We start from the raw sequence: 15,758 nt of genomic DNA on the forward strand, positions 1-15,758 counted from the left end.
ATTAAAAAATGGGATCAATATCCAGACAGATAGATGCATTTAGACAACTTTCCGGCGTTCACCCGCTGAATCGCACGGTGTGGACTGTAGGTGCATCCAGCTACCCATGTCAATTGTTGAACGGCTGTGTTTGTGTCAAGACAATTCTTTTCTGACTTCAAACTTACTCTTGCGGTTTGACCCGATCACTCCAGCTTGAGTACCGGGTTGGGCGGCGGCACCGGCACCACCCAGCGGTCGGGTTCGGACAGAACGACCGCAGCGAGCCGCCCGACGCTGGCGCCGCCTCGGCCCACGACCTGGTAGCGCAGGATGTTCACGCGGCCCTTGCCCTGGCCCGAGGTCATGCGGTGCCAGCCGGCCTTGATGACCTCCCGTTGCACCTGCAGGCCCATGGCATCCGCTTGGGTCGCAGGACCCGTTTCGCGGGCGTAGAGCTTGAAGATCAGCGGCGACACGAGCGCCATGCCTTCTTCCACGAAATGCACGGCAGCGCCGGTTTCGTTGTGCTTGATCTCGCGGCTGGCCAAGCCGTTTTGCAGCCAGCGCATGAAGGCGATGGCGACCTCGCTGGGCTCGGCCTTGCGGGCGGCCGCTTCATGAGGCAGCTCGGGCAGGTGCGGCGCCATGACCACGGGGGTGGGCGTCGTGCGCGCGGAAGTTTCAGGTGCCGAGGAGAACAGCGGGCGCACGAAGCCTGTCTCGGGCATTTGCGCTTGCGCTGCTGGAGCTGGCGACTGCACCGGCGCCGGCGCTGCCGAGGGCGCCTTCGGCTTCGCTGCGACCTTGGGCTGCGCTGGTGCCGGCGCAGACGGTGTCGACCGGGCACTTGGAGCTGGTGCAGTCCTGGGCTGCACGGCAGGGGGCCTGGATGGTGGGCTCGGTGTGCGAGGCGGCACTGGCACGGATGTGACAGCGCGAACGTCATCGTCTTGGTCCAGCCATCCATCGTCGGCATCGAAACCGTCATCCTTGCCCCCGATGCGGATCACGTCGTCCAGGGGCGGGAACGTGGGCTCGGTGCGTTGCGCAGGCCTTGCTTGCGGCAATGTCTGGGCCGGGGCGGTTGCCGAGGGCGCAGCTACCGATGCACCAGTTGATGCATCAGCTGGTGCAGTCGATGGCGTAGCAGCTGCAGGAGTTGCCGCAGTCTCCTGCGCATTGCCGTTCGATCCTGCCGCAGGCTTGGGCTTGGGCCGGTTGAACGCGGGGGCCTTGAGTTGGTTCTCGTTGGGCTTTGGCGAAGTTGCCGCAGCCTTGGGCTTGTTGGGCTTTGCTCCAGCTTCCGGCGTGTGGGTTGCCGCAGGTTGGGGCGCTGGCGCGAGATCTGCCGCATCCTGAGTCGGCTTGCCCGGTGCTTGTGTTGCCCCATCCTCCGGTGCGCCCTCGCCTGCTTCATCCTTGCGTTTCTCCCGCACCTCGATGCGGCCGGCCATCGCTTGCGGGTACTGGCTGGGATCGTCGTAGAGCTTGGCCAGCGGAAACCTCAGCATGGTCAGCGAGTGGCTGTAGCCTGTTGCAGCCGAGTCCTGATGCGTTGCGGCAGCTTCCTGCGGGCTTGCTGCACTGTCGGTACTGCTTGCTGCATCCTGGGCCTGACCCTGCACCGTCACGTACCAGATCGCCTGGCCGCTGTGCGGATTGACCTCAATGCAGCCATACTCCTGCCAGGTGTCGAACAGTCGGTCGTTCTTGGCCTCGCCCGGCACAGCTTCCTCGGGGGCATGGTCCTTGATCCAGTTGCGTACGCCATCGGCCAGGCGCTTGGCCACGAACCACATCGAGCCGTCATGCACCCAGCCCGCCGCGCCCGAGCGGTTCAGCGGCAGCGCGGTGCCCGCGCGCAGCATGGCCTTCACCGCATTCATCAGCAGGTCGATGAGCGGGATCGCATTGCTGGTGGTGAACCGCGCCCGGCTGCCGTGCCGCAAAGCTCGCTGGGTCGATGCCTGATCGGCGCGGCCGACGATGCTCGCCACCAGCCCATCCTTCGTGCCCGAGAGGAAGCGGGTCAGCGCCTCCAGCGTCTGCGGCCGGCGAGCAAGAAACGTTACCGCCGTGGCCGGCGCGATCTGGCCCAGAAGCGTCACCGCCAGGCGCGAATGCGCGCCATAGTCTCTTGCGGATTTCGGAGCGAACTCGACCAGGTATTCCGCCGCCCTGCCCCGCTCAATCCGCGTCATCGGTCCCCCGATCGGATTCCACCGGGTGCGCTCCGTCGCCCCAGGCGTGCGCCACGTGACGCGCAGATCCGTCATCGGCTTGGCGATGTCGTGCAGCAGCGCCGAGAAGAACACCACGTAGGTCCACTCGTCGCGCTCCGCGTCGATCTGCTCGATGGGCGCGCCCTCGGGCAGGAAGTGCCCGTTGCGCCAGGTCATGGCCGCCAGGAGCATTTCCAGGGTGTGGGCCAGCAGCCCGCCCACATGCGCGTGGTGATGGGCCTCGGACGCCGGCATCAACTGCACCATCTCGGCGTAGCTGTGGATCGCGGGCAATAGATCGCGCTGCCATACGCTTTGCGCCAGGCGCGACTGGCGCCACATGTCCTGCATCGCCTTGTCCGCGTTCACGCACGCCAGCAACTCGTCGGCGGGCAACAGACGCAGCCACCCCTGCTCCGAGCCCTCCACCGCGATGCGCCGCGGCGTGGTGGGTGGGTTGGGTGTGGACGGCGTGGACGGTGTGGCCAAGGCAGGCGTCGTGGCGGGAAGGGAGGCGCGGGTGAGCTTGCCCTGCCCGCCAAGCAATCGGCCTGCATTGCCCCATCGGCTGCGAAGCCATTCGAGTGATCGCTTCATGCTGCTTGTGCCAGCAGGTAGCGGGACAGGTACTCCAGCCATGGCGTGGATGCCGGGCGGCTGTCATCGACGCACAGCCAGTCCTGCTCCCCATGAGGCATCTCGATGAAGTCCAGCCAGCACTGCTCCAGCGGACTCCAAAAGCAAGCGGATGCCTCGGGCCGGTGTTCATTGCCCCACCAGGCGCGCACGCGCACCAGGTCCAGTGTCAGCAGATCCTGCACGATGGCAAGCCGGCGGGCGTGGGCCACCCGAAAATCTAGGGTTGCGGCAGCTTCACCGGGGATGCGGCAGACATGCCTGAGCAACACGTCACGCACGCAGATGTTGGGCGCTTGCCAGTCCTCCAGGTGGCGCTCCAGCCCATCGTAGCGGCCCAGCCATTGCAGCAGCCTCGATGTCCAGCTGGCCAGGCCCAGCGTGGATAGGTGCTGCACGATCGAATAGACCGCGTGAGCGTGGTCCAGTGCATCGCGGCCAGAATGTGGCCATCCCGCGTTCGGTGCGGGGTTGCTGTGCTGCGCCCTCAGCCGCGGTTGCTGCGGAGGAGTGGGTGGCGAGAATTCAGAGTCCAGTGCATCTTCCATGATGGCGAGGCACTGTAGAGACGATCTGTTGGGCGCGCTAGCGAGAACCGTTCGCGACATGGCGGAGGGTTTACGCTTGCTTGGCCGGCCCGGTTCTGCTACGCACGCGATGAAACAAGAAAGAAAGGGAATGAATGCAGACCATGAAACAATCGCCTGACATGAAGCAGCAGTTCGCTCAAACACTGCGACAGGCGATGGAAAACGCTGGCTATGCGGCCAAGCCCGCCGTGCTACAGCGCGAGTTCAACAGCCGACACCCGGCCGAAAAGCCCATCACGCTGCATGGCGTGCGCCGCTGGTTGATGGGAGAGACCATTCCCAGCTATCCCAAGCTGCAGGTGCTATCCGATTGGCTGGGGGTGCCTGTCCACGACCTTATGCACGGCACAACCGTCCCTTCAGGCAGGCCGACGAAAACGCCCAATCCTTCTCGGCCCATGGGTTATGAAGACCGGCAGGTAGTCGAGGCGTTTCTCAAGTTGCCCGCTGCACCACGTCGCATCGCGCGGGATGTGATACTTGCCATCGCCCGTGCGGATGAGGTCGGCAGATCTATGTGATCGCGTGGGTTCGATCAACCAAAAAAAGGGGAGTTTCTTATGAGATTGAATCGTCTGGATCTGGCGGGCTTGGTTGGGGGAGCGATGCGTCCTGGGGCCGACATCGGTCCCGCGGACGTGCAATCGGAGGGCAGTTACCGACGTGGCTACCAGCAAGCCATCGCCGAGGTGGCCGCGCAATTGCGCGCCGACCAACCCGTGACCCCTGAACTGCTGGATGCCTGGGTGGAAGGCGTCGGCATGCAGTGGCGGCATGGCAGCCCCCTCGACCGAAAGATTCTTGCGCCGGCACTGGTCGAGACTTGAAATGTGATGCCGCCGAAAGGCGGTGTCGATATACTGGTATTTCATACAGCTTTTTGGGGAGCGCCATGAATGCCATCGAGACCCGATACACCGTTGCCCTGCGCGACTGCCCTAGCCTTTCCGCGAGCGAGCGCATTGCGGCCGAGGCCGCCTACGCTCGCTCCCTGGAGCGCCTGCTCGGAGGGCCGGAGTGCATCGTGGAAACCCTCGCATCCGTGCAGCGCATTCAGGAGCAGGAACGCGATCGCCTGGATGCGGGGACTGTGGGTGCATTGGCTCTCGCCTCGGCGAGCAACGGGCGTGGAGACGATCCAGATTGCTCCAGGTCGGGAGCGTTGATCTTGAGTTGTTGGGGAGTAAACTGGCGGCATGGAACTGGAAATCTACGAAGCCCTCACTGCTGTCAATGTCCCAGCTGACAAGGCGCGGGCAGTCGTCGATTCAATCAACAAGGAAATTGACAAGCGCTATTCCTTGCACGCCGCCCAGTTGGCGACCAGAGGAGACTTGCATGAGGCAAAAGGTGCCCTGGAAGTCAAGATAGCCCAGGCACAGGCCGAAATCATCAAATGGTGCATTGGCTCCATGTTCGCTGCTGTGGGCCTCTTTGCCACGATCACCAAACTCTGGCACTGAATCAAGTTACTCCACCCCTTCGGCCCGCCTCGTGCGGGCTTTTTTACGTCTTTCAGCAGTAATGATTAGGAAAGCCAGATACAGCACCTCAGCTTCGCCTGGATGGTAGTTGCTTCGCATCCGTCATTGACGTGAGGTATGCCTCTTGCAAAACTGGCAGTCAACAAGCAAGGAGAGGTTGCATGGGTTTGTGCTTTTCGACATCAAGCGGTAGTTCTAGCAGGCGTGGTTCCAATGTGGATTCCACAAGAAATTCGTCTGCAACGACCGATCGCAGCGCACAAGAGCGCACAGCGAGCCAAGCCGGCAGCCATTTGAGTGACCTAAGTCGCAGTCGATCTGGGCTGTCCAACGCCGAGACCGTAGCCTTCCAACGGCAACGGACGGCTGTATTGTCTTCGGCGCGGCGCTTGACCCTATCCGAGGCGAAAGCTGCTGTGACCGATGTCCTGAAGTTGGTGCGGGATACCTACTACAGACCTAACCTGAAGTCGGGCAACAAAGTGCACGGTGACGGCGGGCCCGAGGAAGCAGTCCGGCAGGAAAGAGCCACGCTTGAGGTCGAACGAATTCGTGCTCAAGCCGATCCACTCAAGGCCGCTATGGAAGGAGAAGCCCATCAGTGTCAGGAACTGGCGCTTCTGGCAATGCATCACCTGCAAGAGCGTGGACTGAACGCGCAGATTCTTGAACTCGGCGGAGATGACGAAGGTGTTGCCCATGACGTTGCCATCATTGGCCCCGCACCAAACCCCTTGCCTGCAGACATGAAAAACTGGCCTGCAGACGTGTATGTCTGCGATCCGTGGAGCAACATCGCATGCAGTGCAAAGGATTATCCCAAAGAGTTCACTAGCAAGATGAAGAAGTGGGAGGACGCGGGCAAACTGGTTGGCTATCAACCCAAAGGCTTTGTCTTGCCGACGGATCGGCAGTGGGTGAATGACGTGCTGCACGGAGAAAAGATGATCTAAGTGCGTGGGCTGTCACAGACGACTTCGACATTGCGACCTCATCTGACGATTTTCATGTCGCTCGCGGAGCCTGTACACTGACCCAGGCTACTCCAGCAACCTTCGGCCCGCCTCGTGCGGGCTTTTTTCTGCCCGCTGCGCCAGTTTGGTTGGCCAGAACCGGGGCAGGTTCTGACGGGGGGAAGAGCGGCATTCTTGCGTGGAAACGCTTGCCTCTGGATCAACTGGACGTTGCCCCATCAGCCGCCGATAGGCTGATTTACCTCTCCAGAAATGCTTGCTGCGCATTTTATTGTTGTATGTTGTATTGCAATACAACATACAACCAATACAGATTGGTATTTGTCGCGGCGGTAGGGTTGTCCCCTTTCATCATCGACCTCCGAGCGCTGCCGGGCTTTGGCCTTGCAGCCTCGGGTGCTGCATGGCCTGTCGGGATCATGGGCCGGCGCCCCGCCGCCGGCCCATGACTCCTCTCCCGTAAAAGCCCTTTTCCCCGTCCCTGTAGGCCCTTTCGTGCGTCCGACGATTTAGGAGGACGCACGCCCTTTGGATAGGCCCCTTGCGCCTGTAGGAAACCCTTTGCCCGTAGGCCCCCGCTCTCGGGGGGCGCCTTTCTCCTGCATGCGCCTTTCACCCACATTTTTTCACGGAATTCCGCTTTTTTTCTTGCGTACCACTAGTTGGAATGCTCGTCAAGCGTAAACCGTCTGCCACGTAGCGGAGGGTTTCGGCTTGAGGCCGCCACCTACAAAAAAGACACTGCCGGCCATTGGCGACGTTTCCCGGATGGGTGACGTTTTTGGCCCGCAGTCTCTCGGCTTGCGGGCGTTTTCTCTACAGGTGGTGGATTCATGGGGCAGGCGCACGCAAGGGCGGCAGGTGCAGCGGCACGGGCTGCGGTCATTGGCACGGCGATGGGGGTGCTGACGGGCTGGCTGGCAATGCCGGCATGGGCGCAGCAGGCCGTGGGCGATGGATCGGTGCGCATCGGCCGCTACAGCACGCAGCAGGCGGCGCCGGTGGCGAGCGCCAGCGACCCGCTCGCCGTCTTCGCCACCATCACCTTCCCGCGCCAGCAGGTGAGGACCGTGGGGGACGCCGTGCGCCATACGCTCCTACGCACGGGCTGGCAGCTGGTGGACGTCGCCGCGCTCTCGCCCGAGGCGGCTCGCTTTCTGGCGCTGCCGCTGCCCGAGTCGCAGCGCGTGCTGGGCCCCTACCGGGTGCAGGACATCCTGGATCTGTTGCTGGGCACCACCTGGCAGTGGCACCACGATCCGGTACAGCGGCGCCTGTGGTTCACCGTGACGCCTGCCTATGCGCAACTGACGCAGGCCGGCACTGCCACCGGCCAGGCTTCGCTCGCCACCACGCATCCCGTGCCCGAACGGGATGCTCAGTCGTTGCCGGGAACGCCGCTCGACGCTGCACGCAACACCGCACCGACCACTGCGCAGGAGGCCCGCGATGCAGCAGCACGTTGAGCGCGACACGGCGCAAGAACCTGGCCAGCAGACCCACCGGGATCACGAGATCGACCTCCTGCTAGACCACCAGGACGACGTGCATCGCCAAGACGGCCAGCCGATTGACGGTCAGGATGCCGCCCGTGCATGGCACCCCGACACCGCCGCGATGCCGCTGGCGGATGACCCGGCATCGGCTGTGGATACCGGTACGCGCTCGCGCCGGCCATTCGGCAAGGCAACGACATTGATCCTGGTCCTGCTGCTGGCCCTGATCGCCTGGATGGACTACAGCCGCTGGATACGCTCCGACGCCACGCTGGCGCCCGAGCCGGCTGCTCTGGCTCAACCGGCCGAGCCTTCGGCAACCGCTGATGCCGCCCAGGCCGATCCGGCTTCGGTTGCTTCCAACCCTGCGGACAGCCTTCCCACGGCGGCGCCGTCGCAGTCGGCATCGCCCTCCGTGGCGACCGCGAGCGCGGTTGCGCCCCAGGCCCTGCCGGAGCCGACACACCCGGAACTGCCCGCGATCGACGCTGCGCCAAAGGCTACCCGCACGCCTGAACCCGGCGCGGCTTCACTGGGCACAGTGGCAATCACCGGCGTCCAGGACCAGCGGCTGGAGCGGCTGGAGTCCCAGCTCGCTCGCATCGAAACGCTGCTGACGCAGCGCTCGCCAAGTCAAGCGGCTCCCGCAGTGCCTGCCGCGCCTGCGGCCAACGCCGTCGTGTCGGCCACCCGCCCCCAGGTCCGGCCTCGCGTTCCAGCCGCCAAGCCTGCCGCAGCGGTCAAGCCGGAAGAGCCAAAAATCGCTGGCCAACTGCTGTCCGTTGATCTCTGGGACGGGCGTCCTTCCATCGTCGTGGGCACCGGCGAGACCGCGGACCAGCGCGTGCGGGTGCTGCAACAGGGCGACTCCTACAACGGCATCACCCTCAAATCCATTGACGTGGCGCCGCGCCGCGCCACGTTCGACGTGGGCCAGGGCCGTCTGGTCCACCTGTCCGTGGAGGGCCAGTGACATGAAGCGGATGCACTCGCGGGCGGTACTCGCCTGCCTGATCGCTTTGGGTGGCTTGGTCAGCCTGGGCAGCGTTTGTCAGCCCACCTTCGCGCAGCCAAAGACCCAGCAGCAGCGCACGCAGGAGGTGACGAGCCAGCGAGGCGGCGCCGACCGTGCGGGCACGGTGCTGGACGAGAGCGACCAGCTCATCGCCTCCATCTGGGGCCTCTCTTCCGAAGAGATGCTGCGCGCCAAGGTCCTGCTACAGGGGCCGCGCAAGTCGTTCTCCGTGGAGAACCTCTCGCCCGTCGAGGCGCTGGGCATCCACGCCCGCAGCGATGCGGAGCGCCGCAAGTACGCCGAGATGTTCGCGCGCACCTTCCACGCGGATGTGGAGCGCTCGCTCGCCTGGAATGCCGCCTTCACGGAGGCCATGGCCCGGATGTATCCCAATGAGCCTGTCATGGACTTCAGCGGCCAGGCCAAGGTGGCCGCGCCCATCGGCACGGCGGACGTGCTCAATGTGCCTCGCTCCCTGGTGGTCGATACCGCGCCAGGCGCCAGCGCACCGAAAGCGGCAAAGGCCCGCTGATGCAGACGATGCTGCCACGCCGATCCGTGGTGCTGGGTTTGCTGGCGGGCATGCCCGCTTGTGTCATGTGTGCAGAGCCCAACGGCCCATGGTTGCCCTACCGGCTCGAGGATGTGAAGCGGATCGAGCCGACAGGCGTGCAGATCTCGCGCACGCCGACCGCTGCGATGCGCCGCATCGAACCCGTAGTACAGGACATGTTCTCCGCATCCATGGTGCAGAGTCACCCACCGAAGGCCTACGCGGTCACCGCAGTGCGCATGGGCGTCCCGCCCTGGCTGCTCTTCGGCGTCGCCCTGCAGGAATCCAAACTCAAGTTCGGCGAGCGCACCCTGCCCTACCCGTGGACGCTGTGCGTGCGTGGACAGGGACTGCGCTACGCCGACTACCCCGAGACGCTGGCCGCACTCAAGGGCTTCATCGCCCGCCGCGTGACCAACATCGACATCGGCGCGATGCAGGTCAACTGGCACTGGCATGGCGACAAGCTCCAGCAGCCCGAGCGCGCCCTCGATCCCTATCCCAACCTCGCCGTGGGAGCGCAGATCCTGCGCGGGCATTTCGAGGCGGGCGGCAACTGGCGCCGCGCCATCGCGCTCTATCACACGGGCTCGGACAACACCCACGAGACCCTCTCGCGCGGCGCGCGCTATGCCGATCAGGTGCTCCAGCGACTGGTGCGCATGGGCGTGCCCGTGTCTGCGCTGCTGCACAGCGTGCCGCGCCCATCTTCGGAGGCCTCGCGTGCACAGGCTTGATTCATTGGTCCTGGCTTGTGCCCTGATGTGGACTGCTGCTGCGAACGCCGGCCAGCCTGCACTGCAACAGATCCATGGCAGCGATGCCACCGTGCCAGTGGTTCCCTACCTGGCCGCGCTCGTGGGCGGCGAGGACCAAGAAGGCGTGATGCAGGGCGTGGCATTCCCGCTTCGCACCCAGCTGCGCCAGGGCGTTCTGACCGCCGAGGGAGTGGCCGTTTTCAACGCCCGCTGGATGACCCAACCCATCGTGGTGATGGGCACCGACTGGGCATCGCTGCAGTGGCTGCAACTGCACCAGGACCGTCTGCGTGGCCTTGGTGCCGCGGTGATCGTCGTCGCCGCCGACAGCGAGGACGAGTTCAAGGCGCTGCAGCGCGCCGCAGCCGGTGTGCCGGTTGCGCCCGCGCAGAGTCCATGGCTGGAGTCCCGCATGCGGGCGGCCGGCGTTGCCATCTACCCCGTCCTCATCGACCTCGATGGCCGGGCGCGCCAGGTCATCTTCGACGGTGCCGAGGACGATCTCGGGAAAGGCACGCCATGAAGAACCACGCGGTCCTGGAGGCGCTGCTGCGCCCGCCCATCGAGTTGTGGAGCGTGGCCATGGCCTGGGGCGTGGCCCTGGTGGCGGTCGTCGCGCCGTGGGCGCTCATGATGCCGCCCCTGCTGGGTTGGGTGGCGGCAGTGATCGCCTTCGCGTTCGGCTACCAGCGCCTGCGCCAGGCGCTGCAGATCCTGCGCTACCAGCACTACATGAAGTATTACAAGGTCACGCGCATCTCGCCGTCCAAGATCCCAGTGGGCAAGGATGAGTATTACCTGGGAGAAGGCTTCGAGTGGACGCAACTGCACACCCAGCGCAAGCGGGATGCCACGCGCACGGAAGCCGAGCCGTTCGTGAAGCCCAGCGCCACAGAGGTCGCCATGCGCCGCTGGGGCACGAAGCTCAACGAGGACATGCAGGCGAAGCTGCGCAGGAATCCCTCCGAGCCCACCTTGCTCGTGCGCGCCCTCGCGGGCGCCCTGGCCAGCGAAGCCTGGTTCAATCCCCTGCGCTCCTATCCTGACCTGGGCGGCTCGCCCATCCTGCACGGCGTGGGTGCGCTGCAGGAAGGCCCCGTCAAGATGCGCCAGTCTTCGCGCTCCGGCCACATGATCGTCATGGGCACCACGCGTGTGGGCAAGACGCGCATGCTGGAGATGTTCGCCACCCAGGACATCCACGCCGGCCACGTGACCATCGTGATCGATCCCAAGGGTGACGCGGAATTGATGCTGCGTCTGTACGCGGAAGCCGCCCGCGCAGGTCGGCTGGACCAGTTCTACCTGTTCCATTTGGGCTACCCCGAGATTTCCGCGCGATACAACGGCATCGGCAATTTCGCGCGCATCACCGAGGTGGCCACGCGCGCGACCAATGCCCTGCCGTCCTCTGGCAACTCGGCCGCGTTCAAGGAGTTCTCCTGGCGCTTCACCAACATCGTGGCGCAGGCCCAGGTGGCGCTCGGGCGCGTGCCGACCTACGAGACGCTGCTCAAAGACGTGACCGGCATCGACGGGCTGTTCATGGACTACGCCCGGATGATCTTCACGCGCCTGGCACAACAAGGTCAACACACCGACTGGGAGAAGCGGGTCGCCGCCCTCGAAGCGGTCGTGGGCACCAAGGGTGGGCCGGCCGTGCCGCGCAGCCTGGCCGACCGCACGCCCGATTTGGTGGCGATGTTCCTCTGGATCAGAGACTCCAAGGTCGAGGACACGGTATTGCGAGGCTTGGCCGCCGCGTTCAGCTACGAGCGATCGTTCTACGAGAAGATCATCGCCAGCCTCGGGCCGTTCCTCGAAAAGCTCACCACCGGCGCCGTGGGCAAGCTGATCTCCCCGGACTACTTCGATGCCAGCGACAAACGGCCGGTCTTCGACTGGATGACCGTGATGCGCCAGGGCGGCATCGTCTATGTGGGCCTGGATGCCCTGTCCGACTCGGTGGTGTCCTCGGCCGTGGGCAATTCCATGCTGGCCGACCTCGTGAGCGTGGGCGGCAAGCTCTACAAGACCGGGCTTGATCCGCACCACCCGGATGGCAAGCTGCAACTGCCCACCGTGTGCTGCCACTTCGATGAGGTCAATGAGATCGCAGGCCCCGAATTCGTGCCCATGGTCAACAAGCTGGGCGGGTCGGGCTTTCGGATCACGGCCTACACGCAGTCGATGTTCGACATCGAGGCGCGCGTGGGCGACAAGGCCAAGGCCGGGCAGATCCTGGACAACTTCAATCACCTGGTGATGCTGCGGGTGCGTTCGGTCACCACGGCCAACCTGCTGGCCGAGCAGGTGCCGCAAGTGGAGGTCGTGCACCTCACGCCCATGTCCGGCGTCACCGACACGGCGGCGCAGGGCACGGGCGTGGACTTCACGTCCCGCAACGACGACATCGTGACCACCACCAAGGTGGCGATGATCGAGGCGGCCGACCTTCTCAGCCTGCCGCAGGGCCAGGCGTTCGCGCTGCTGGAGGGAAACCGACGCTTCAAGATTCGCATCCCGCTGGCGGACTCCACCAACGATCCGTTCGTTCCCGAGTCGCTCAAGAAGGTGGCCAGCGACATGCGCAACCGCTACCGCACCAGCGAGCAATGGGCCAAGGAGACGGACTGGATGGGCGACTGGATGGCCGCGCAGCCGTTGGGCGCTGCGGCCGCGGACCTGATCGCCACCGACCTGTCGCAGGAGGACGCGGGTGCCCATGACCATGAGGGCGGTATACAAGAAACCGCTGCGAACGAAGCCGCGATGACCAGCACCGCCCTGGGGCAGATCATGAGGCACGGATCATGAGCGAGGCACCATCCAAGGGGCCGGTGCGTCCCCGCACCCGGGGCCCGGTCGAACTCGCCCTGGAAGTCGGCATCGGCCTCACCTTTGTGGCCCTGTTCTCCTGGTTCGTGGGCATTCTGATCGAGATCGGCGGGATGTACCTGCTGTGGAAGGACGAGGGCGTGGGCCATGCGCGCGCGCTGGTGGAGCAGGACCTGGGGTACATCGCCGCGGCACCGCGCAGCCTCCTGGTGCCTGACACGGTGGCGTTCTCCGAGCGGATCGTGCACTGGGTGCAGATGCCCTACGAGCGGCTCGGCGTGCTGCGCTGGTATGCGCGCTTCAACGGTCCGCAGGCGGCGCCTGAATCCACGCAGGCCGAAGCCGGCGCTGCGGCCGGCGGCAATCCACTGCCCAAGGGCGTGGGCCGGGTCAGCCGCTCCATGGGCAAGTTGCTGTCGCAGTGGGCGCTCGTGTCGATGTACATCGCCCAGGACGTGCTGCTGCGCATGTCGGTGGCGCTCTTCGCCCTGCCCGCCTTCGTCCTCGCCTGCCTGGTGGGGGCCGTCGATGGCCTGGTGCGCCGCGATCTGCGCCGCTGGGGCGGCGGGCGGGAAAGCTCCTTCGTCTATCACCACGCCAAGCGCTACACCGCCTGGTCGCTCACGGGCGGCTTCGGCCTCTATCTCACCTGGCCCTTCGGCGGCTTCAACCCCGCCTACATGGTCCTTGTCTTCACCGTCCTAGTCGCCGCCACCCTCTCGACCACCGTGGCGGCATTCAAGAAATATGTCTGAACTCATCAGGAGAACAATGATGCAATCCCCGCCCTCCCACGAAACTGGCCAACGCTGCCGCAGCGCCTGGCTGATCGCCCTGCTGATGGCGGCGGGCGCTGCCGCAACCGCTCCCGCGCACGCCGGCGACGAGGACACCGAGCGCGAGCACCTGGCGCGCATCGCGCACGAGATCGAGCGCGTGCAGGCCATGGTGGCCACCGCCGCGCAGGATGCGCCCAACGGCCAGCGCGTCAAGTTCCGCTACGACTGGCTGGCCAGTGACCTGCAGATGCTGCGCGAGGGCATCGAGCGGCACACCGACACCCCGCGCCAGCCACGGCCCGTGGCGCCGCTGCGCGGCGACTACCGCCAGTGATCAGGGCAGCACCATGAACCAGACCATGCGCGAGGCCTTCCGCACCGGCTCGGGCACCGATCCCGCGGCCTTCAAGACCACGCTCACGCTGATCGTGAGCGCCGTGATCCTGACCTTCTTCGCCTGGATCGTGATGCAGCTCATGGATGCCTACCGCCACGAGCGCGTCACCGCGATGCAGGCCACCATCGCCGGCGTCAAGGCCATGGTGCTGCTCTCGCTCGTCTTGTACGTCGTGGTCTAGCCGCGACCGTTTTTTCATCCCACTTTCACAGAAGGACCCATCCACATGCCATCGTCCCGATTCCACCGTCTGCAACGCCTCCAGGCGCTCGCCCGCAACACCCTTTTCATCGCCCGGGACCGCGCAGCCCGTGCACTGCTCGCTCCTGCCGTGGCCCTGATATGCACTCCTGCCTTGGCGGCGCTGCCCACCCTGCCCAAGCCCGGCGAGGCCATCGGCGGCGGCACGGTCGCCGAGGGCGACTGGCTGGGCAACATGGGGGCCCTGATGAAGGCCGGACTCATCATTCTGGGCCTCATCATCGTGGGCTATGGATTCATCCATGTCGTTGCCGGTTCGATCGCGAAATGGCGCGCCTACACCGCGGGAAAAGCCGAGAAAGCCGACCTGGTGGAGTACTTCATCATGGCTGGCGTCCTGGGTGGGTTCATGGTGATCATGGTGACCTACGCGCTGGAAACCATCAAGTGAACCGGCAAGTCGCGCTGAATGCCTCGCACTCCCGACAACTCTGCAGACGCACCGCAGCACTCCGGACCCTCGCGCGGGGCCCCGCTGACCGCTCATGTGAACGTCGAGCCATCGATCTTCAACGGGATGACCACGACCGAGGCCAAGGTGATCGCAGCCGCGGCACTCGCTGCATCCCTGTTCATGGGCGCCATCGTCACCACCTTCACGGGCCTGTGGCAGGTCATGCTGATGCTCGCGATCTTCGGACCCATGGCGGTGCTGTGGTTCTCCTCGACCTGGCTGGCGCGCATCAAGCGCGGCCGGCCCGATGGCTACTACACCCAGTACCTGCACCTCTGGGCCGCTCGCCGGGGATGGGTCCGGTGCCGCTTCATCGGGCACGAGGGCTGGTGGGACCTGGGCCGCTCCTTCGAGGGCTCTCTTGCCTCTCCCTTGCAGCCACCGAGGGAAGTGCCCAAGGACTCGCCCAGCCGCACAGGGGCCGGCAAAGGCACCTGATCCGACCGTTCGACTGAGCCTACCGACATCCCCATGAATCCTTACCTCGACGCTCTGGCCTCGGCCCGGGCACAGAACGCCACGCTGCGCCACGCGATCCTCATCGTCGCCGCCATGGGCGTCCTGGGCATGTACTACGCCCACTCCATGCCCAAGAACCTGGACCTGCACCTGGCGCCCAACGTCAAGGCCGGCGACAGCGTGCACGTGGAGAGCGGCAACGCGCCCGTGCCCGACACCAACGTCTATGGCTTCGCCTACTACATCTGGCAGCAGGTCAACCGCTGGCAGGCCGATGGCGCCAAGGACTATGGCTCGCAGATCTTCGCCCTGCAAGCCTTCGTGACGCCGGCCTGCCGGGCCCAGCTCGAAGCGGACATGCAGTCGCGCTACAACAGCGGCGAGTTGCGCTCGCGCACGCGGCAGATGACCGAGATTCCCGGCTTCGGTTACTCCGGCGCGCGCGTGGTCGCGGACGGCCCTGATGCCTGGACCGTGCTGCTGGACATGCAGCTCATGGAGAGTTTCCGGGGCCAGCCCGTCAAGGATGCGTTCATCCGCTACCCGCTGCGCATCGTCCGCTACGACGTGGACCGCGAGAAGAATCCCTGGCGCATGGCCATCGACTGCTACGGCGCCAACCGTCCGGCGCGCCTGGAGATGAGCGAGGTGCAGGCGGTGCGCAGCGGCCAGGCCGCGCCCAAGCTGCCCACCACCCTCACGCCTGCTGCCCTACCGCGCACGGCCGACCAGCGTGTGGACCCCAACAGTCCCCAAGCCACTCCCCTGCAGGCCCAGGGCGCCTCGGCGTCCGCACACGCCGGTGCCGCTGCCAACACATCCACTCCTCCGTCCAGCCCTTCGCAATGACTGCTCACCGC

18 protein-coding genes are annotated in these 15,758 nt (G+C 65.2%); 16 read left to right on the forward strand and 2 right to left on the reverse strand.

What is annotated here, in order from left to right:
- Positions 1–185: 185 nt before the first annotated feature.
- Both mobH and BLT03_RS22230 read right to left on the reverse strand, forming a co-directional pair.
- Entirely contained in the window at positions 186–2,801 is a 2,616-nt protein-coding gene (gene mobH, locus BLT03_RS22225) for a MobH family relaxase (RefSeq protein ID WP_092745961.1), read from the reverse strand.
- Positions 2,798–3,238 (reverse strand): hypothetical protein, encoded by a 441-nt coding sequence (locus BLT03_RS22230; RefSeq protein WP_139160495.1) that lies wholly within the window; start codon positions 3,236–3,238, stop codon positions 2,798–2,800. Before BLT03_RS22230 ends, mobH begins: the two co-directional genes overlap by 4 nt.
- A gap of 284 nt (positions 3,239–3,522) precedes the next feature.
- Here BLT03_RS22230 and BLT03_RS22235 point away from each other — a divergent pair, with 284 nt between their 5' ends.
- The 16 genes from BLT03_RS22235 (at position 3,523) to BLT03_RS22310 (ending at position 15,747) form a co-directional block, all read left to right on the forward strand.
- Positions 3,523–3,951: an XRE family transcriptional regulator gene (locus BLT03_RS22235; protein WP_245711521.1), complete on the forward strand. Its 429-nt coding sequence runs from the start codon at positions 3,523–3,525 to the stop codon at positions 3,949–3,951.
- 39 nt (positions 3,952–3,990) lie between these two features.
- Positions 3,991–4,257 (forward strand): hypothetical protein, encoded by a 267-nt coding sequence (locus BLT03_RS22240; protein ID WP_139160496.1) that lies wholly within the window; start codon positions 3,991–3,993, stop codon positions 4,255–4,257.
- Positions 4,258–4,626: 369 nt separating this feature from the next.
- Positions 4,627–4,893, forward strand: a complete 267-nt coding sequence (locus BLT03_RS22245; protein WP_092745964.1) for a hypothetical protein — start codon at positions 4,627–4,629, stop codon at positions 4,891–4,893.
- 437 nt (positions 4,894–5,330) lie between these two features.
- On the forward strand, positions 5,331–5,867 hold the full coding sequence (locus BLT03_RS22250; protein ID WP_217640196.1) for a hypothetical protein: 537 nt from the start codon (positions 5,331–5,333) through the stop codon (positions 5,865–5,867).
- 854 nt (positions 5,868–6,721) lie between these two features.
- Positions 6,722–7,354: a PFGI-1 class ICE element type IV pilus protein PilL2 gene (pilL2, locus tag BLT03_RS22255; RefSeq protein ID WP_092745965.1), complete on the forward strand. Its 633-nt coding sequence runs from the start codon at positions 6,722–6,724 to the stop codon at positions 7,352–7,354.
- Positions 7,338–8,357, forward strand: a complete 1,020-nt coding sequence (locus BLT03_RS22260) for a hypothetical protein (protein ID WP_092745966.1) — start codon at positions 7,338–7,340, stop codon at positions 8,355–8,357. The genes pilL2 and BLT03_RS22260 overlap by 17 nt, the downstream gene beginning before the upstream one ends.
- A gap of 1 nt (position 8,358) precedes the next feature.
- A complete protein-coding gene (locus BLT03_RS22265; protein ID WP_245711522.1) occupies positions 8,359–8,931 on the forward strand; it encodes a hypothetical protein in 573 nt (190 codons plus the stop codon).
- Complete coding sequence (locus tag BLT03_RS22270; protein WP_092745967.1) at positions 8,931–9,689, forward strand: transglycosylase SLT domain-containing protein; 759 nt, start codon at positions 8,931–8,933, stop codon at positions 9,687–9,689. Before BLT03_RS22265 ends, BLT03_RS22270 begins: the two co-directional genes overlap by 1 nt.
- Positions 9,690–9,714: 25 nt before the next feature.
- Positions 9,715–10,233, forward strand: a complete 519-nt coding sequence (locus BLT03_RS22275; RefSeq protein ID WP_092745968.1) for a PFL_4695 family integrating conjugative element protein — start codon at positions 9,715–9,717, stop codon at positions 10,231–10,233.
- Positions 10,230–12,527, forward strand: coding sequence for a type IV conjugative transfer system coupling protein TraD (gene traD, locus BLT03_RS22280; protein WP_092745969.1), 2,298 nt, complete (start codon positions 10,230–10,232; stop codon positions 12,525–12,527). Before BLT03_RS22275 ends, traD begins: the two co-directional genes overlap by 4 nt.
- Positions 12,524–13,303 carry a TIGR03747 family integrating conjugative element membrane protein gene (locus BLT03_RS22285; protein ID WP_092745970.1) on the forward strand — a complete coding sequence of 260 codons (780 nt, stop codon included), beginning with the start codon at positions 12,524–12,526 and terminating at the stop codon, positions 13,301–13,303. Before traD ends, BLT03_RS22285 begins: the two co-directional genes overlap by 4 nt.
- A gap of 19 nt (positions 13,304–13,322) precedes the next feature.
- Entirely contained in the window at positions 13,323–13,661 is a 339-nt protein-coding gene (locus tag BLT03_RS22290; RefSeq protein ID WP_092745999.1) for an integrative conjugative element protein, RAQPRD family, read from the forward strand.
- Positions 13,662–13,674: 13 nt separating this feature from the next.
- The gene (locus tag BLT03_RS22295; protein ID WP_092745971.1) at positions 13,675–13,905 is read left to right on the forward strand and encodes a DUF3262 family protein; all 231 of its coding nucleotides are present in this window, start codon (positions 13,675–13,677) and stop codon (positions 13,903–13,905) included.
- Between the two features lie 45 nt (positions 13,906–13,950).
- Positions 13,951–14,376, forward strand: a complete 426-nt coding sequence (locus tag BLT03_RS22300) for a DUF2976 domain-containing protein (RefSeq protein ID WP_092745972.1) — start codon at positions 13,951–13,953, stop codon at positions 14,374–14,376.
- Positions 14,377–14,394: 18 nt separating this feature from the next.
- On the forward strand, positions 14,395–14,877 hold the full coding sequence (locus BLT03_RS22305) for a TIGR03750 family conjugal transfer protein (RefSeq protein ID WP_092745973.1): 483 nt from the start codon (positions 14,395–14,397) through the stop codon (positions 14,875–14,877).
- A gap of 33 nt (positions 14,878–14,910) precedes the next feature.
- On the forward strand, positions 14,911–15,747 hold the full coding sequence (locus BLT03_RS22310) for a PFL_4703 family integrating conjugative element protein (protein WP_092745974.1): 837 nt from the start codon (positions 14,911–14,913) through the stop codon (positions 15,745–15,747).
- The last annotated feature ends 11 nt before the right edge of the window (positions 15,748–15,758 follow it).

The sequence above is a fragment of the Paracidovorax valerianellae genome, assembly GCF_900102625.1.
GTDB lineage: Bacteria > Pseudomonadota > Gammaproteobacteria > Burkholderiales > Burkholderiaceae_C > Paracidovorax > Paracidovorax valerianellae.